The sequence below is a fragment of the Flavobacterium sp. NLM genome, from assembly GCF_002210235.1.
Lineage (GTDB): Bacteria > Bacteroidota > Bacteroidia > Flavobacteriales > Flavobacteriaceae > Flavobacterium > Flavobacterium panici.
Window position 1 is genome coordinate 224,361 of sequence record NZ_LIAC01000003.1, and the last position, 19,253, is coordinate 243,613.

Below are 19,253 nucleotides of genomic sequence, written 5' to 3' on the forward strand. Positions count from 1 at the left end.
GTTAGTTTTGTCAGGCTGAGCGAAGTCGAAGCCCCGCAACGTATAGACATAATGTAAATTTTCAAAGTTTGTCATTTCGACTGAAAGGAGAAATCTCCGCAAGTAACTCCGCAACGTTAATCTAATCTTTGTCGAGCTTCTCGTGGAGATTTCTCCTTCGTCGAAATGACAAACTGGGTGCGACTCACTTTGCGTGGGCTTCGACTTCGCTCAGCCTGACAAACTTTGTCTTAATACTTAATTCTTCGTACTTAATACTCTTCTACAAAATTCTAACTCCATCAGGGTTTATTTTCGAAACGTGAATTTCATATGGTAAATTCATTTTTTCGTAAACGTCGCTCATGGCTTTTGCGATTTTTTCGGCGGTTTCTTTTCCTCTGCTTAAAGCGAAAATTGATGGACCGGAACCTGAAATTCCAGAGCCTAAAGCACCGTTTTCAAGAGCCGTTTGTTTGATTAAATCAAATCCGGGAATCAAAACGCTTCTTAAAGGCTCAACGATTTCGTCATGAAGCGAACGTCCAATCAAATCGTAATCTTTTGTGTAAAGACCCGCTATAAGTCCGCCTACATTTCCCCATTGCATAATCGCACTTTTTAGGGAAACGGTTTGTTTTAATACTGAACGTGCATCAGAAGTTTTCAACTCAATTTGTGGATGAACTACCGTTGCAAATAATTCTTCCGGGCTGTCAATTCTGATAATATCAAGCGGAGCATAACTTCTTACCAAAGTAAATCCGCCTAAAAGGGCAGGAGCAACGTTGTCTGCGTGCGCGTTTCCGCTGGCTAATTTCTCGCCTTGCATCGCAAACTGAACCAAATCTTTACGAGAATACGGTCTTCCTAATAATTCATTAATTCCGAAAACCGCTCCGGCAGAACTTGCAGCGCTGCTTCCAATTCCGCTTCCGGCTTTTATGTTTTTATAAATTTCGATTTCGAATCCAAAATCTAGTTCGTCTAAAGTTTCAAGCATTGCCAAAGCTGCAACTCCAGAAACGTTTTTCTCAGTTTCTAAAGGCAAATCGGCACCCACAATTTTAGTGATTCGTACTCCTTTTTGATCGACTTTTCGAACAATCATTTCATCGCCCGCATTGTCTAAGCAAAGTCCCAATACGTCAAATCCGCAGGAAAGGTTTGCGATAGTTGCCGGGCAAAATAGTTTTATTTCTTTCATTTTTTTGGTTTTTGCCACGAAGGCACAAAGTCACAAAGTTTTATTTTTTAAGGCTTTGGTTTTTGCCACGAAGGCGCAAAGACGCAAAGATTTTTTATTTTTTGCGCTAAGTCTCAAAGAATAAAAACTTAAAAACTTAGCGTCAGTGCCTTAGCGGCTATACATTACCTATTCGAATAACGTCAGCAAAAATTCCTGATGCTGTTACCGCTGCTCCGGCTCCGGCGCCTTTTATCAATAAAGGCTGATCTACGTAACGATCTGTGTAGAACAATACGATATTGTCTTTTCCTTCTAAATTGTAGAAAGGATGATCTTTTGGGATGAATTGCAGACCAACGCTTGCTTTTCCGTTTTCGAATTGTGCTACGTATTTCAATCTTGAATCTTTGGCTAAAGCTTCTTTGTAAATGCCTTCAAAATGAGAAGCATGTTTAATTAACGATGCAAAAAAGTCTTCGTTGTTTGTTGTTGCTAAACATTCTGCTGGTAAAAACGATTCGTTTGCAATGGCGTCAATATCCATTTCGTAACCGCTTTCGCGAATAAGAATCAGGATTTTACGTGCAACGTCGATTCCGCTTAAGTCGATTTTTGGATCAGGTTCTGTGAATCCCTGAACTCCGGCTTCTTTTACCACATCGTGGAAAGAATTGTTTTTATCGAAGTTGTTGAAAATGAAGTTCAGACTTCCCGATAAAACCGCCTGAATTTTATGCACTTTATCGCCAGATGCAATAAGGTTTTTTACAGTATCTATAATTGGTAATCCCGCACCAACATTCGTTTCAAATAAAAACGGAGCGTTATATTGACGAGATAAACTTTTTAGTTTTTTGTAATTGTCGTAAGCAGATGAACAAGCAATTTTATTACAAGTTACAACGGCAATGCTTTCTTTTAAGAACTTCTCATACATTTCAGAAACGCCTGCATTTGCTGTAATATCAACAAAAATGCTGTTACGTAAATTCAATTCTCTGGCACGTGCGATGAATTCTGTAGGAATAGCTGCTTCAGCTTTGTCTAAAGTCGATTTCCAGTCTTTTAATGAAATTCCGTCTTCATCAAAAAGCATTTTTCTTGAGTTTGACAATGCAATTACGCGAACATTAATCTTTAAATTGTCTTTTAAAAACTTTCTTTGATTGTGAATTTGTTCGATGAATTTTTCTCCCACATTTCCAACTCCCATTACAAATAAATTCAGCTGTTTTGTGTTTTCTTCAAAGAAGTTTTCATGTAAAGTATTCAGTGCTTTTTTAACGTCTCTTTCGTTAATTACAGTCGAGATATTTCTTTCAGAAGCACCTTGCGCAATCGCACGAATGTTTACGTTGTTTTTTCCTAAAGTTGAGAACATTCTTCCGCTTAAACCTTGGTGATTTTTCATGTTTTCACCAACCAAAGCAATAATGCAAAGGTCTTTTTCTACATAACAAGGATCGATTTTGTTTTGTGCAATTTCGATTTCAAAAGCTCTGTTAATCGCAGCTTCGGCATTATCAGCATCAGAATTTAAAATTCCGATACAAATTGAATGTTCAGAAGAAGCCTGAGTAATAAAAATTACATTGATTTTTTCCTGAGACAATACTTCAAACAAACGTCTTGAAGAACCCGCAACACCAATCATTCCAGGACCTTCAAGTGTCAGCAGGGAAATATGATCAATATGACTGATTCCTTTTACAACAGTATCTTTTGAAATAACAGTATCAGAAATCAAAGTTCCTACCGCTTCTGGTTCAAAAGTATTTTTTATCAGAATTGGAATATTTTTTCTTAAAACCGGCTGAATTGTTGGCGGGTACAAAACTTTGGCACCAAAATGCGACAATTCCATCGCTTCCTGATACGAAATATTCGCAATTGGCTGTGCTTGTTTTACGATTTTAGGGTTTGCAGTAAACATCCCGTTTACGTCAGTCCAGATTTCCAGTTGTTCCGCATCGATTGCTCCGGCAATAATTGCCGCAGTATAATCAGATCCGCCGCGTCCTAAAGTCGAAGTGATTCCGTCTAAAGTCTGTGCGATAAATCCCGGAAGAATATTGATTTTTGATTGATTCGAAGCAAAATATTCCTGAATCAATTGATTTGAAATTTCGAAGTTTACGGCTGCTTTTCCAAAATCAGCATTTGTTTTAATTAACTCACGGCTGTCTTTGTAAACCGCATCTTTTTCTGTTTGCTGAAAAGCCTGCGCGATGATATATGACGAAAGCAATTCTCCAAAACTTAAAATAGTATCGGCAGTTCTTGGTGATAATTCGCCTAAAAGGAAACAACCGTCTAATAAAGTTTCTAAATGGTTTATGATTCTTTTTACATGGCTCAACAAACTGCTTTGCTCGCTTACCGGAATAAGTTCTTTAAGTGTGTCAAGGTGTTTTTTCTCGATTTCGGCAACGATATCTCTAAAGCCTTCGTCGTTTGCTGCCGCTTTTGCTGCTGCTAATTGCAATAAGTCAGTTACTTTACTAAGTGCAGAAACTACAACTACTAATTTATCCTGCTTCGCTTTTTGGTTAACAATTTCGAGAACTAGTTTTATATTTTGAGCATTGGCAACCGAAGTTCCGCCAAATTTTAATACTTTCATTTTTGATATTTTTTAATAAGGTGCAAAGCTTTTGAGTAACAAAGGTTCAAAGGTTATCAACTGTGAACTGAAACTGAAAACTGCGACTATTTTTTTCTTTGTAAATGTTTTTTATGTATCCAATACCTTTCTTCTTTTGCGAAAAAAGTATAGATAATCTGGATTATATGTAAAAATGTATACCCCTAAGGGGTAGTAGTTGTTGTAGTAGAAATTGTTGTAGCAGCAATTGCAACTCCTGTTTGAGTTGTCATTGTAGATTGATATTTTGTGCTGTTACTTTTCATTTTTGATTTTTCAAAAGTACAGATTTTTATACGAGTTAAAAATTTTGAAAGCCTTTTTGCGAATATTTTAATAATTTAAATCCTTAGATTTCAATATTGAGCATTTGTTAAAATTAAAGATGTTAAGTTAGCGTTTTAATATATTTCTGATAATTTGAAACGGAAAAACAGATACTTTCCCGACTAGATTTTTACTAAAAAAAGGAGCAAAAGACCGTGATAATCTACATTTTACTATTGTCAAATAAATAAAAGTAAAGATTGGGTTCTGTCGAAATTTTAATTATTGTGATAAAATGTTGCTTTTTAATATTGATTTGTTGAATTTTGATACCTTAAATTTAAAAATGTCATGAGAGATATTCATTATATAAGTACTGAAACTATAACGCTTGAAACTTTACAGGAAATTTTAGTAAATGATAAGGCGCTTGAGTTATCTGAGGAAGCTAAAGTAAATGTTCAAAAATGCCGTGATTATTTAGATAAAAAAATGGCATCACTTACGACACCAATTTACGGAATCAATACTGGTTTTGGATCTTTATATAGTGTAAAAATCTCTAATGAAAATTTATCAAAACTTCAGGAAAACTTAGTAAAATCTCATGCTTGCGGAACTGGAGAGGAAGTTCCGGCAGAAATTGTAAAAATGATGCTTTTGCTTAAAATCCAATCTTTAAGCTATGGACATTCTGGAGTTCAATTGATTACTTTAAGCCGTTTGGTTGATTTTTATAATAATAATATTTTACCGGTAATTTATACTCAGGGTTCACTTGGAGCTTCTGGAGATTTAGCACCGCTGGCACATTTGTCTTTACCTTTAATAGGAGAAGGAGAAGTTTATTTTGAAGGTAAAAAAGTGGCTTCTGCCGAAGTTTTAAAACATTTTAACTGGGAACCAATTGTTTTACAGTCAAAAGAAGGTTTGGCTTTGTTAAACGGAACGCAGTTTATGAGTGCTTATGGAGCTCATATTTTAATTAAAGCTTATAAATATTCGTATTTGGCAGATTTAATCGGAACTATTTCTTTAGAAGGTTTTGATGGAAGAATTGAGCCATTCAATGAATTGATACATTATATACGTCCGCATAAAGGACAAATCGTAACGGCGCAGCGTATTACTGAATTTTTAGACGGAAGTGAAATTATCGCTCAGGAAAAGAAACATGTTCAGGATCCGTATTCTTTCCGTTGTATGCCGCAAGTTCATGGTGCTTCAAAAGATGCAATTGATTATGTTCGAAAAGTATTTAAAACCGAAATAAATTCGGTTACAGATAATCCAAATATATTTATAGAAGCGGATCAGATTATTTCGGGAGGAAATTTCCACGGACAGCCTTTAGCTTTGGCTTTAGATTTTATGGCAATTGCTTTGGCAGAATTAGGAAGTATTTCTGAAAGAAGAACGTATCAGTTAATTTCCGGTTTGCGTAATCTTCCGGCATTTTTAGTTGATAATCCGGGATTAAATTCTGGGTTCATGATTCCGCAATATACTGCAGCAAGTATTGCCAGTCAAAACAAGCAATTAGCGACTCCGGCTAGTGTTGACAGTATTGTTTCGAGCAACGGACAGGAAGATCATGTGAGCATGGGAGCAAACGGAGCTACAAAAGCCTTACGGGTTTTAGATAATTTAGTGCGTATTTTAGCGATTGAATTGTTGAATGCATCTCAGGCAGTTGCTTACAGAGAGCCTTTAAAATCAAGTGATTTCATAGAAATGTTCTTAAATAGTTATAGAGAAGTTGTACCATTGGTTAAGGAAGATAGAATCTTACATTATGATATTGAAAACACAGTTTCGTTCCTGGAGAGTTTCCAAATAGAAAACGATTTGTTAACAATGGCTTAACATTGTAAAATATTATTGAAGTAATTTTGCACTATCAAAAATATAAAAATGTCAATAAACAGTATTTTCCAATTTTTAGTGCCGAAAGACAAAAAATTCTTTCCACTTTTTGAAGAGGCTTCAAGCAATTTAATTGAATTAGCTTCTAATTTACACGAAGCGGTAAACCTTCCATTGAAAGAAAGAGAAATTCTTTTTCAAAAGATTGACGAATTAGAACAAAGAGGAGAGGACATTACACGTCAGACCAACTTGGAATTAAGCAGAAACTTTATCACTCCATTTGACAGAGAGGATATCCATACATTAATTACTTCTATTGATAACGTTGCTGATTACCTTCATGGTGCAGCAAGCCGTATGAGATTGTATCAGGTTGATAAGATTACAAAATCTATCAGAAGAATGACAGAAATTAACCTTGAGGCTTGTCAAAACATTGACAGTGCTGTAAAAGAGTTAAGAAATTTAAAGAATTTTAAAATCATTAAAGATGCTTGTGCCAGAATTAATAAACTGGAAAACAAATCTGATAATGTATATAACAAAGCAGTTTTTGAAATTTTTGAAAACGAAACAGACGCTAAAAATATCATTAAATATAAAGAGGTGTTATCTGTTTTAGAATCAGCAACAGACAAATGTAAGAGTGTTGCGAACATACTAGAATCTATTTCTGTAAAACATTCTTAATTCAATCTTTCATTCTGAAGTTATAATTTTATGACGCTACTTATATTAATTATAGTATTAGCCTTAATTTTTGATTACATCAATGGTTTTCATGATGCGGCAAATGCTATAGCGACTGTTGTTGCTACAAAGGTTTTAACGCCTTTTCAGGCCGTTCTTTGGGCAGCATTTTTTAACTTTTTAGCTTATTGGGTTTTCGGATTTGGTGTTGCAGATACTGTTGCAAAAACAGCGCACACAATGGAAATTAACCTGGTTGTAATTCTTGCCGGGGTTATTGCGGCAATTTGCTGGAATTTATTGACTTGGTGGTTAGGAATTCCTTCAAGTTCTTCTCATACATTAATTGGAGGTTTTGCAGGAGCGGCGGTTGCGCACGCTATTGCAGTTCATGGTTTTTCTGGTTATGTTGGAGAGGATGGAACAACACATTACTGGTATCAAATTGTAAGCTGGTATAAGGCCGGAAAAGATGGCGGAATGCCTTCTGGGGTTTTGATTATCATTGCTTTTATTGTACTGGCACCTCTATTGGGAGCTTTGGCATCGTATTTAATTTCTATCTGGTTATTAAATGCTTCTCGTAAAAGTATTTGGCCTAAAGTATTTACTGTAGCTTTAATGCTTGGAACTATTTGGTTTGTATACGCTCAAATGGTTTCTTATGATGAAATTTTAGAGCATGGAAAACCTCGTTTTGATTCTCATTTTTGGAGTATAGCTTTTGACCCTCATAATATTAAATGGTTTTTAGTAGCCTTTATTATTTTAACTGTAAGTGCATTTTGTTTAATATTCAGCAGTTTAAATCTTCATCAGGCTGATGCTGCTTTGAAAAAAATGCAGTTATTATCTTCTGCGGCTTTCAGTTTAGGTCACGGAGGAAATGATTCTCAAAAAGTAATGGGTATTATCGCTGCTGCTGTAGCGGTTTATATCAATACAAATCCTGGAGTTCACATGGCTTCTTGGTTAGATGTTGTTCTGCCAAATGATGATTTGGGAATAAAAGGAGTAATGCCGGGATGGATTCCGTTAGCTTGTTATTCTGCAATTGCAGCGGGAACTTTAAGTGGTGGATGGAAAATTGTAAAAACAATGGGTTCTAAAATCACAAAAGTAAGTTCATTTGAAGGAGTTGCTGCTGAAACTGCCGGAGCTTTAACACTTTATTTTACAGAGCATTTAAAAATTCCCGTAAGTACAACGCATACCATTACAGGATCTATTATTGGTGTTGGATTAACAAAACGTGTTTCTGCAGTTCGCTGGGGAGTTACCGTAAGTTTAGTTTGGGCTTGGATTCTAACTATTCCAATTTCAGCAATATTAGCAGGTTTGGTTTATTTTATACTAAGTTTGTTTATTTCGTAAAACGATGAATATGAAATGTGAGATGTAAATCGCATTTTGTCAACATAATAAAAAAGCCGATTTCAATTTGAAATCGGCTTTTTTATTGCGCTAAATTGTAAATGGAAATATGTCTGTAAATGGTGTTTTTAAAATTTTTAGCAGTCATTTTTAATATTTTGTAAATTGATATTTGCAGGATTATTAAACATGTAAACTCATTTTCTAAAGTATTGAAATAGATTGAAATGAGTTTTTAAAACTGCTAATTCCAATTGATACATATCTTTAAAAACAATAAGCTTTCACCGCTTTTCTTATTGGTGTTTTTTTTGCTTTTCTCTTGTAAAGGCAACGATGATATAAGAAGAATTCGCTTAAAAGTAGATCAAAAGAAAGTGACCAGCAATCCAAATGAAGAATCGGATATAATTTCCTGTTTTATAAAAGAATCGGTCAGTAAATCTTTGAAAGGCATAAATACAGATAAATTAAAATATTATACAGTTGAAAGAAATGATACTATTTTAGTAATAGCTAAGGTTAGTGATATGATGGGGATTCAAAAATCTTCCCGAAAAAAAATGTTATTTGCTATAAATGACTGTCTTATTTCTTCTGAAAGATATTATATGAAAAAGATTTACATTGATGTAGAAGGAAACTTTAGTACACTATTGGTGAAAACACCTATGAGATATGATTTGGATGGGAGGTTTGCGGATGAGGATTTACTTTTATCATTTTATGGCAAATCAAAAATACCTTTTAAGAAATAAGAAATAAAGTTTTTTGTTTCTCTTTAATTAAAATTTTGAAGACTTTTGTGATTGTGCTTACGTTTATAATGCGTTTGTTTTAATTTTTCCTGATCTTCAGAAATTATACTGATCGTTCCGTCAATCTCAAGCATTGCGAGTTTTACATTTTTAAAAAATTCGATTCCATGTTCTCTCATGGCTTCCTTTAATTCTTCGTCAGAAATATCTAATTTACTTAAAGCTTTAAAATCGAGCTTTCCATCATGAATTAATACTTCGGGTTTGTCTAATAAAAGTTCGCCAAAAACCTTGTATTTGCGCGTCAATTTTTTAATTATAAAATTGATTATAAATAAAACTAATGCAGCAATTAAACCTCCTGAAAGGCTTGTGTCTGGCCCAACCATTGCATTTTGAACGGAGTTACTAATTAGTAAAATCAGAATAATATCTGCCGTATTTAATTGTGAAAGTTCTTTTTTACCAAAAACGCGTAAGGCAATTGTCATAAAAAAATAGACGGCAACGCTTCTTAAAATAATATCTAAATAAGGGAAAAGCATATTTTTTATTTTAAAGTTAAAAAAAAACTTTGTCAAAGTTTTAAAACTTTGACAAAGCTGCTAAATTATTTATTTGGAATTAAGTTTAGATGAACTTAACCAGAACATTTGACCCAAATATTTTTAGTGTCAATGATTTTCCAAATAGTATCTTTTTTTTCTAAGTATATTGATACTCCATATGGCAATTCTTTTGAATAACAATCAATTTCCATATAGGCTTTTTTGTTATCTTCAGAAAATATTGGAATTGATAATATTATGTAATCGTTAGCTTTATCTATTTCTGATACTGGAATTATTTTTAGTTTTTTAGATATCTTTTCAGGTAGTGTATACTTTAAAAAGCAATTGTTTTGTTTTACAAAATTTATTGAATCTTTGACGCTGAATATTTTTTGCCCTTTCAGATTAGCGTTCAATAACATTTGGATATAAATTTCCGTGTTTTGGAGAATAATTGGTAACCTCGGTGGAAGTTTTACAACTGATGGTTTTGTAGGTTTTGCGTATATGTCCTCAGTGCTGATTTTAAGTTTCTTGAAACTGTTGCAAACTGCGTAAGAGTCTTTAGAATTCTCAATACGGTTTTGTTTAATAAAAGTTTCTACAATTTTATCAGTTTCAATCTTTCTAATTTTTTCATTATCAAGGCAATCATTTTTATTGCAGCTTGTTATAATTAAAATTAGAAAGATTGTGATTTTTTTCATTGATAGAATATTAAAAAAAAGCTTCTGATTATAGTTTAAAATTCTTTTCAATTGCTTTAATCATTTCTCCGGCAATATCTTTATTTGTTGCGCCTTCGATTCCTTCAAGACCTGGTGAAGAGTTTACTTCAAGCAATAATGGTCCTTTTGAAGAACGAATAATATCAACGCCTGCTACTTTTAAATCCATTGCTTTTGCGGCCTTAATAGCGATCTTTTTCTCTTCGGCAGTTACTTTGATTACAGATGCTGTTCCGCCAAGGTGAATATTTGCTCTAAATTCGCCCGGCATTGCTTCACGCTGAATTGCAGCAACCACTTTTCCGTCAATTACAAAGCAGCGGATATCTTTTCCATTTGCTTCTTTGATGAATTCCTGAACTAAGATATTTGCATTTAAACTTTTAAAAGCATTGATAACACTTTCTGCGGCTTTTTTAGTTTCGGCTAAAACAACCCCTTTTCCTTGCGTTCCTTCTAATAACTTGACAATTAGAGGAGAACCTCCAACCATCTTAATTAAATCGTCTGTATCCAGCGGAGAATTGGCAAAACCAGTTGTTGGGATATCAATACCGCTGTTTAAAAGCAATTGCAGTGAATATAATTTGTCTCTTGATTGTGTTATTGCTGTAGCGGAGTTTAAAACGAAAACTTTCAATGCTTCAAACTGACGTGTTAAGGCACAGCCGTAAAAAGTAATGCTTGGTCGAATTCGGGGAATTATGGCATCAAACTGATTTAAGATTTTTCCGCCTCTGTAATGAATCTCCGGAGTTTTGGCATCGAGTTTCATGTAACATTCTTTGATGTTCAAAAAATGCATTTCATGGCCGCGCATTTCGCCCGCTTCCATGATTCTTTTATTACTGTATAATTCCGGATTACTGGCTAAAAGACCAATTCGTAAACCAGAACTTGCTTTTTCTGAGTTTTGATATAATTCTTTTAAAGCTTCGCTTGTAGGTTGACCAAGTAAGTATTTTTCTTCCGGATCAACCAATACACGTCCGCTCATGGCTTCGCGTCCTAAAAGCATACGGAAACCCATCGAATCACGATTGGTCAAAGTCATTTCGATTGGCCATTTTGAATCGCCAATTCTAATATTGGTCTGAATTACATAACGGTGTTCTCTAAAACCGCTAGAACTTTTTACAATTCTTTTATCAACAAGCGGAGCTTCGCAATGAATGATGGTTTTAATATTATTTTGAATCGGATTAATGTCAAACTTAACCCAATTAGCATCATTTTTTATAAAAGGAGCTATGTTGATAGCGTGCATTGCCGAAGTTTTGGCACCAGAATCGACACGAGCCTTAATTGTCGGGATTCCAAGTTCTGGAAATGCGCACCATTCTTCGCTGCCTAAAATGACTTTGTTTTGAAGCATACTTTGTTTTATTTATTATAGAATTTAAATTCAAAAATAGCTATTTGCTTTTACTAAAGATAGTAAATTATCCAAAAAAAACACCCGTTAAGTTATGAAAACGTAACGGGTGGATTATTTTTGTTATAAATTTTAAGTAATTTATTGATTTGTCGGCTCTTCGGCTTTGTGAATTTCTACCGAAAGTTCTTGTGAATCTTCTTTCAAATCCATCATGATTTCATCGCCTGAATGTATTTTCGAAGTAATGATTTCTTCTGCTAACAAATCTTCAACATATTTTTGAATTGCTCTTTTAAGCGGTCTTGCTCCAAATTGCTTGTCAAAACCTTTTTCGGCAATAAATGCTTTGGCTTTGTCTGTTAAGCTTAATTTGTAACCAAGTTCAGCAATACGTGAGTAAAGTTTTTTCAATTCGATTTCGATAATCAAATCGATATCTCCTTTTTCTAAACTGTTGAATACAATTACGTCGTCAATTCTGTTTAAGAATTCAGGTGCAAAGGTTTTTTTCAATGCATTTTCGATAATGCTTTTTGAGTTTTCATCAGCCTGAGCCACTTTTGCAGCAGTTCCGAATCCAACACCTTGTCCGAAGTCTTTCAACTGACGTGCTCCAACGTTAGATGTCATGATAATAATAGTGTTTTTAAAGTCAATTTTACGACCTAAACTATCTGTTAAATATCCGTCATCTAAAACTTGTAACATCATATTAAATACATCTGGATGTGCTTTTTCGATCTCGTCTAAAAGTACAACGCAATATGGTTTTCTACGAACTTTTTCAGTCAATTGACCACCTTCTTCGTAACCTACGTATCCCGGAGGCGCACCAACTAAACGAGAAATAGCAAATTTTTCCATGTATTCGCTCATGTCGATACGAACTAACGCATCTTCAGAATCGAATAATTCTTTTGCTAAAACTTTAGCTAATTGTGTTTTACCAACTCCGGTCTGACCTAAGAAAATGAATGAACCAATTGGTTTATTAGGATCTTTAAGTCCGGCTCTGTTACGTTGAATAGAACGTGCAATTTTAAGAACAGCTTCATTTTGACCAATTACTTTATTTTGAATTAATTGAGGTAATTGTGCTAATTTGTTGCTTTCTGTTTGTGCAATTCTGTTAACAGGAATTCCTGTCATCATAGAAACAACATCGGCTACATTATCTTCTGTAACTTCAATTCTGTTGTTTTTAGAATCTTCTTCCCATTGTTCTTGTGCAACAGCCAGATCTTTTTCGATACGTTTTTCATCATCGCGAAGTTTGGCAGCTTCTTCATATTTTTGTTTTTTAACTACCATGTTTTTCATTTCGCGAACTTCTTCTAACTGACGTTCTAAATCCAAGATTTGTTTTGGAACATCAATATTAGTAATGTGAACACGAGATCCGGCTTCGTCCATAGCATCAATAGCTTTGTCCGGTAAAAAACGCTCAGACATATATCTGTTTGTTAATTTCACACAAGCCTCAATTGCTTCCTGTGTATAAGTAACGTTGTGGTGGTCTTCGTATTTGTCTTTTACGTTGTTCAAAATCGCAATTGTTTCTTCAACAGAAGTTGGTTCAACAATTACTTTTTGGAAACGTCTTTCTAAAGCACCATCTTTTTCAATATATTGTCTGTACTCATCAAGAGTTGTAGCACCAATACATTGTATTTCTCCTCTTGCTAATGCAGGTTTGAACATGTTTGAGGCATCAAGTGAACCTGTTGCTCCTCCAGCTCCTACAATAGTGTGGATTTCATCAATAAAAAGAATAATGTCATCGTTTTTCTCCAGCTCGTTCATTACGGCTTTCATTCTTTCTTCAAACTGGCCTCTGTATTTTGTTCCGGCAACTAAACTTGCCAAATCCAATGTTACAACACGTTTGTGAAAAAGAATACGGGATACTTTCTTCTGGATAATACGCAAAGCAAGTCCTTCTGCAATAGCAGATTTACCAACTCCGGGCTCTCCAATAAGAAGCGGATTGTTCTTTTTTCTTCGGCTTAAAATTTGTGAAACACGTTCAATTTCTTTTTCGCGTCCTACAACAGGATCAAGTTTTCCTTCTTCAGCCATTTCTGTTAAATCTCTCCCAAAATTATCTAAAACAGGTGTTTTAGATTTTTTGTTTGACTTATTGGCTGGATTATTAAAACTACTTTCCTTTAGACTGTCATCTTGTCCTGAATCGTCATTGTACGATTCGTTTCTTGGCAAGTTTTCTAAGAATTCTTCTTCGTTTGGCGTCATGTTTAAATATTGTTCTTTAGCTATGTCATAATCTATTTTTAGCTTATTCAACAGCTTGGTTGTTGGATCGTTTTCGTTTCGTAAGATGCATAAAAGCAAGTGAGCTGTGCTAATCGACGAACTTTGAAATACTTTAGCTTCAAGAAAAGTGGTCTTCAATGCCCTTTCGGCCTGTCGGGTCAGATGAAGGTTTTTCTTTTCGGCATTTATCTCAACGCTCTGGTTGGCTGGACTCAGTATTTCTACCTTCCTGCGTAAATGGTCTAGATCGACTGCTAGGTTATTAAGTATATGAATAGCTTTTCCGTTACCATCTCTTAAAATGCCCAGCATTAGATGCTCAGTACCAATAAAGTCGTGTCCTAAACGAAGGGCTTCTTCCTTACTGTATGTAATAACATCTTTTACTCTTGGTGAAAAATTATCATCCATAATATATAATTGGTATTGTAAATTTAATGAATTACAGTTTGAAAAACAAAAACCATACCCATCGAGAACTATTGTCAGCTAATTGACAAAAAAAATAACAATAAAAGCGTTAAAAAACGCTTAATTTATTAACTAAAACCTAAAATAAAGTTGTTAATAAATCATTTAAATAAGTGTAAGGAAATAGCTGAAAAAAATTTAAAAAAACGTATCTTGGCACGCTTTGAAACTAATGTAATTATTAAAACATAACAACTTATGTCTGAAGGAGAAAAGTTAATTCCTATTAACATTGAAGATGAAATGAAATCAGCTTACATCGATTATTCGATGTCAGTAATTGTATCGAGAGCACTTCCTGATGTTAGAGATGGCTTGAAACCAGTGCATCGAAGAGTTCTTTACGGAATGTATGATTTAGGTGTAACTTCAAGATCTGCCCACAAAAAATCTGCGAGAATTGTAGGGGAGGTTTTAGGTAAGTATCACCCACACGGTGATACCTCTGTTTATGATGCAATGGTTCGTATGGCTCAGGAATGGAGTATGCGATATTTATTAGTTGACGGTCAGGGTAACTTTGGTTCTGTTGATGGTGACAGTCCGGCAGCAATGCGTTATACTGAGGCGAGAATGCGTAAAATATCTGAAGATATTATGGCAGACATCGAAAAAGAAACAGTTGACTTTCAATTAAACTTTGACGATACTTTATATGAGCCAAAAGTAATGCCTACAAGAGTTCCTACCTTATTAGTAAATGGAGCAACAGGTATTGCAGTAGGTATGGCGACTAATATGCCGCCGCACAATTTAACAGAAGTTATCAACGGTACATTAGCGTACCTTGATAATAATGATATCGAAGTTGACGAATTAATGACACATATTAAAGCTCCGGATTTTCCAACCGGTGGTGTAATATATGGTTATGAAGGCGTTCGCGAAGCTTTTAAAACTGGTAGAGGACGTATTGTTATGCGTGCCAAAGTTGGTTTTGAAGAAGTTGATGGAAGAGAATGTATTATTGTTACCGAAATTCCATATCAGGTTAACAAAGCCGAAATGATCAAACGTACGGCTGATTTAGTTAATGACAAAAAAATTGAAGGTATTGCCAATATTCGTGACGAGTCTGATAGAAACGGTATGCGTATCGTTTATATCTTGAAACGTGATGCTACACCAAACGTAGTATTAAATACCTTATATAAATTCACTTCATTACAATCTTCTTTTAGTGTAAACAATATTGCACTTGTAAAAGGACGTCCTCAAATGTTGAATCTAAAAGATATGATTCACTACTTTATTGAGCACCGTCATGATGTTGTAGTTCGCAGAACGCAATTTGAATTACGTAAGGCCGAAGAAAGAGCACATATCTTAGAAGGATTAATTATTGCTTCTGATAATATTGACGAAGTAATTGCGATCATCAGAGGTTCTAAAAATACAGAAGAGGCACGTGAAAAATTAATCGAAAGATTCAGTTTGTCAGATATTCAGGCCCGTGCTATTGTTGAGATGCGTTTGCGTCAGTTAACAGGTCTGGAGCAAGATAAGTTAAGAGCTGAGTTTGAAGAATTAATGAAATTAATCGAGCACTTAAAAGCTTTATTAGCAGACGTTAATTTAAGAACGAACCTAATTAAGGAAGAGCTTGAAGAAATTCGTGAGAAATACGGTGACGAACGTCGTTCTACAATTGAATATTCTGGTGGAGATGTAAGTATCGAAGATTTGATTGCTGATGAAAATGTAGTTATTACAATTTCGCATGCGGGCTATATCAAACGTACCAACTTAACAGAATACAAAACTCAAAATAGAGGCGGGGTTGGTCAAAAAAGCGCGGGAACAAGAGATCAGGATTTCCTTGAACATATGTTCGTTGCGACCAACCACCAATATATGATGTTCTTTACCCAAAAAGGAAAATGTTTCTGGATGCGTGTTTACGAAATTCCGGAAGGAAGTAAAACAGCAAAAGGTAGAGCAATTCAAAACTTAGTGAATATTGAAAGCGACGATAAAGTAAAAGCTTTCATTTGTACACAAGACTTAAAAGACAAAGATTATATCAATACGCATAACCTTGTAATGGTTACGAAACAAGGACAGGTTAAGAAAACTTCTTTAGAGAAATATTCTAAACCTCGTGTAAATGGAGTTGCCGCTATTACAATTAAGGAGGGTGATGAATTACTTGAAGCTAAATTAACTGACGGTGAAAGCCAAATTATCCTGGCAGTTAAGTCTGGTAAATTGGTTCGTTTTGAAGAAACCAAAACACGTCCGATGGGAAGAACAGCTTCCGGAGTTCGTGGAATTTCTTTAAAAGATGATACTGATGAAGTAATTGGTATGGTTACTGTAGCTAAAAATGATGTTGCTGATTCTCAAATATTAGTTGTAACTGAAAACGGATACGGAAAACGTACTAAATTAGTTGATGACGATGGAGAAGATGTGTACAGAATTACAAACCGTGGAGGTAAAGGGGTGAAAACGCTAAATATCACGGAGAAAACAGGAAAATTAATTTCGATTAATGCCGTTACAGATTCTGATGATTTAATGATCATCAACAAATCCGGATTAACAATTAGAATGGCAATTGAGGATTTACGTGTTATGGGACGCGCTACTCAAGGTGTTAGATTGATTAACCTAAAAGGAAAAGATTCTATCGCTGCTGTTACAAAAGTTATGAAAGATGATGTAGAAGAAGTTATTGTAGATGAAGATGGTAATGTTGTCAAATCTGCAATTGAAAGAGTTAAGCCGGATCTGGATGAAGTTCTTGAAGATGATGGAACTGCTGATGATGATGACGATGACGCTGATGATGTAGTGGAAGACGACGATGACTCTGAAGAAGAAGAATCGGAAGAATAAAAATAAAACCACAAGAAAATTAAATTAAATATACAAATTGAACATTATGAAAAGTAAATATGTTATACTAGCGTCAGCATTACTGATTTCTGTAGCTACATTTGCTCAAAAAGATCAGATTAAAAATGCTGAAAAAGCATTGAAAAGCGGTGATGCACAAGGAGCACTTGCGCAGCTAAAAGATGCTGAAAACTCTATAGTAAATGCAAAGGATACGGAGCAGGCTCAATATTATTTTGTACAAGGAAATGCTTATTTAGACCTTGCAACTAAAAAAGTTGAAGAAAGTAAAAACTTAACTGCAGCGGCTGACAGCTACAAAAAATTAATTGATGTTGAAAATGCTTCTGGAAAACAGAAATATTCAACTCAGGCAGCAGCTTCGATTACAAATATCAAAGGTTTGTTGATTAACTCAGCTATTGCAGATACTCAGGCAAACAAACATTCTGACGGTGCTAAAAAATTATATGATGCTTACCAGTTAGATAAAAAAGATACTATCAATCTTTACTATGCAGCATCTACAGCAGTAAACGCACAGGATTTTGATACAGCACTTCCAATGTATGAAGAGTTGAAAAAATTAAACTATTCTGGTAAAGGAACTTTATATTTAGCTACAAACAAAGCGAATAACAACGAAGATAACTTTGCTAATGCTAAAGAAAGAGATTTAGCTGTAAAATTAGGAACTCACGAAAAACCTAAAACAGAAGCAATTCCTTCAAAAAGAGGAGAAATCTACAAAAACTTAGCATTGATTTTAGTTCAAAAAGGAAAAATCGAAGATGCTAAAAAAGCAATTGCGGACGCCAGAAAAACAAATCCGGATGACAGCTCTTTGATTCTTACAGAAGCTAACTTATACCTTGAAACAAAAGATTACGATCAGTATAAAAAATTAGTTGGAGAAGCTTTGCAAAAAGATCCAAACAATGCTGATTTAGTATTTAACTTAGGAGTATTAAGTGCAAATTCTAAGAATGAAGCTGACGCTGAGAAATATTATTTAAAAGCTATCGAAATCAATCCAAACTATACTAATGCATACCTTAACCTTGCGGCATTAAAATTAGAAGCTGAAAAACCAATCATTGACGAAATGAATAAATTGGGTACTTCTGCAAAAGATATGAAACGTTATGACGTTTTAAAAGCGCAAAGAGAAGGTGTTTTTAAAGGTGTTATTCCTTACCTTAAAAAAGCAAATGAATTAGATCCTAAAAACGAAGATGTTGCTAAAACATTATTAGGAGTTTATAAAGCATTAGAAATGACTGCTGAAGCAAAAGCTTTAAAAGCAACAATGAACTAATATTAGCATTTCATTATATAAAAAAAACCATCCTGTAAAACGGGATGGTTTTTTTATGCCTAGAAAATAACTTAACTCACCAGTGTTGCTGATAAAGTTATAGTTGTATTTAAAAGTTTTGAAATAGGGCAGATTTCTTTTGCTTTCGCAGCCGTTTTTTCAAACTCTTCTGCAGATATTGATGGCACTTTTCCTTTTAAATCTAAATGAATTAAAGTTATCGTTCCGTCTTCAAAAGTTACTGTCGCTTCTGTAGATAAATCATCTGCAGTGAAACCGCCTTCGTTAAGTAAAAAGCTTAACTGCATTGTAAAACAGCCAGAATGCGCCGCTGCGACTAATTCTTCAGGGTTTGTTCCAACTCCGTCTGCAAATCTTGTTTTAAAAGACAATTGTGCGTTATCTAACGTTGTACTTTGTGTACTTATAGTTCCTTTTCCTTCCATGCCGGTTCCTTGCCAGTTAGCATTTGCTTTTCTTGTAAATTTCATGTTCTTGTTATTTAAAAATTAGTATTAATTGTTATTTGTTTGATTTTCTGTTAATAGTGGTAACTCAAATATAATCAATATTTTGCAGAATAGTTTTACGAAATTTAATGAGAATGTTAAGTTTTAGGTTTTGTTGAAAGTTGAATTGTAGGGTTTTAACGCAAAGAACGCTAAGGATTTGCGCAAAGTTCACAAAGTTTTTTGTTGAAAATTGGATTGGAGGTTTAACGCAAAGAACGCTAAGGATTTGCGCAAAGTTTACAAAGTTTTTTGTTTTTATACTAGTATGCAAAGTTCGCAAAGCTTTGTCTTGACAACAGCTTTGCGAACTTATGTTTTTAAACATTCCTTAATAAAAAAATCTTTGCGGTCTTTGCGTTAAAAAAATAACGCTAAGGATTTGCGCAAAGTTTGCAAAGTTTTTGTTTTTA

13 protein-coding genes are annotated in these 19,253 nt (G+C 34.4%); 6 read left to right on the forward strand and 7 right to left on the reverse strand.

The annotated features are described in order from the left end of the window. Positions 1–262 precede the first annotated feature (262 nt). Together APR43_RS05355 and thrA are read right to left on the reverse strand one after the other, a co-directional pair. Positions 263–1,186 carry a homoserine kinase gene (locus APR43_RS05355; protein ID WP_053473763.1) on the reverse strand — a complete coding sequence of 308 codons (924 nt, stop codon included), beginning with the start codon at positions 1,184–1,186 and terminating at the stop codon, positions 263–265. 157 nt (positions 1,187–1,343) lie between these two features. Continuing rightward, positions 1,344–3,791, reverse strand: a complete 2,448-nt coding sequence (gene thrA, locus APR43_RS05360) for a bifunctional aspartate kinase/homoserine dehydrogenase I (RefSeq protein ID WP_053473569.1) — start codon at positions 3,789–3,791, stop codon at positions 1,344–1,346. A gap of 639 nt (positions 3,792–4,430) precedes the next feature. Here thrA and hutH point away from each other — a divergent pair. The 4 genes from hutH to APR43_RS05380 all read left to right on the forward strand — a co-directional run bounded on the left by hutH (position 4,431) and on the right by APR43_RS05380 (position 8,770). Continuing rightward, on the forward strand, positions 4,431–5,945 hold the full coding sequence (gene hutH, locus APR43_RS05365) for a histidine ammonia-lyase (protein ID WP_053473568.1): 1,515 nt from the start codon (positions 4,431–4,433) through the stop codon (positions 5,943–5,945). Positions 5,946–5,993: 48 nt separating this feature from the next. Next, positions 5,994–6,638 (forward strand): DUF47 domain-containing protein, encoded by a 645-nt coding sequence (locus tag APR43_RS05370; RefSeq protein ID WP_053473567.1) that lies wholly within the window; start codon positions 5,994–5,996, stop codon positions 6,636–6,638. A gap of 30 nt (positions 6,639–6,668) precedes the next feature. Further along, entirely contained in the window at positions 6,669–8,012 is a 1,344-nt protein-coding gene (locus APR43_RS05375) for an inorganic phosphate transporter (RefSeq protein ID WP_053473566.1), read from the forward strand. Positions 8,013–8,266: 254 nt separating this feature from the next. Then, a complete protein-coding gene (locus APR43_RS05380) occupies positions 8,267–8,770 on the forward strand; it encodes a hypothetical protein (RefSeq protein WP_053473565.1) in 504 nt (167 codons plus the stop codon). 23 nt (positions 8,771–8,793) lie between these two features. Here the strand turns inward: APR43_RS05380 and APR43_RS05385 are convergent, their stop codons facing one another. From APR43_RS05385 to APR43_RS05400, 4 genes are all read right to left on the reverse strand, one after another. Beyond that, positions 8,794–9,315 carry a DUF421 domain-containing protein gene (locus tag APR43_RS05385; RefSeq protein ID WP_053473564.1) on the reverse strand — a complete coding sequence of 174 codons (522 nt, stop codon included), beginning with the start codon at positions 9,313–9,315 and terminating at the stop codon, positions 8,794–8,796. 95 nt (positions 9,316–9,410) lie between these two features. Beyond that, positions 9,411–10,028, reverse strand: a complete 618-nt coding sequence (locus APR43_RS05390; protein ID WP_123924570.1) for a hypothetical protein — start codon at positions 10,026–10,028, stop codon at positions 9,411–9,413. 28 nt (positions 10,029–10,056) lie between these two features. Continuing rightward, the gene (gene rimK / locus APR43_RS05395) at positions 10,057–11,424 is read right to left on the reverse strand and encodes a 30S ribosomal protein S6--L-glutamate ligase (protein WP_053473562.1); all 1,368 of its coding nucleotides are present in this window, start codon (positions 11,422–11,424) and stop codon (positions 10,057–10,059) included. Between the two features lie 141 nt (positions 11,425–11,565). Next, positions 11,566–14,112 (reverse strand): ATP-dependent Clp protease ATP-binding subunit, encoded by a 2,547-nt coding sequence (locus APR43_RS05400; RefSeq protein WP_053473561.1) that lies wholly within the window; start codon positions 14,110–14,112, stop codon positions 11,566–11,568. A gap of 258 nt (positions 14,113–14,370) precedes the next feature. Here APR43_RS05400 and gyrA point away from each other — a divergent pair, with 258 nt between their 5' ends. Both gyrA and APR43_RS05410 read left to right on the forward strand, forming a co-directional pair. After that, the gene (gene gyrA / locus APR43_RS05405; RefSeq protein WP_053473560.1) at positions 14,371–17,013 is read left to right on the forward strand and encodes a DNA gyrase subunit A; all 2,643 of its coding nucleotides are present in this window, start codon (positions 14,371–14,373) and stop codon (positions 17,011–17,013) included. Between the two features lie 46 nt (positions 17,014–17,059). Beyond that, entirely contained in the window at positions 17,060–18,331 is a 1,272-nt protein-coding gene (locus APR43_RS05410; protein ID WP_053473559.1) for a tetratricopeptide repeat protein, read from the forward strand. Positions 18,332–18,402: 71 nt separating this feature from the next. Here the strand turns inward: APR43_RS05410 and APR43_RS05415 are convergent, their stop codons facing one another. Beyond that, positions 18,403–18,822 (reverse strand): OsmC family protein, encoded by a 420-nt coding sequence (locus APR43_RS05415; RefSeq protein ID WP_053473558.1) that lies wholly within the window; start codon positions 18,820–18,822, stop codon positions 18,403–18,405. Between the last annotated feature and the right edge of the window lie 431 nt (positions 18,823–19,253).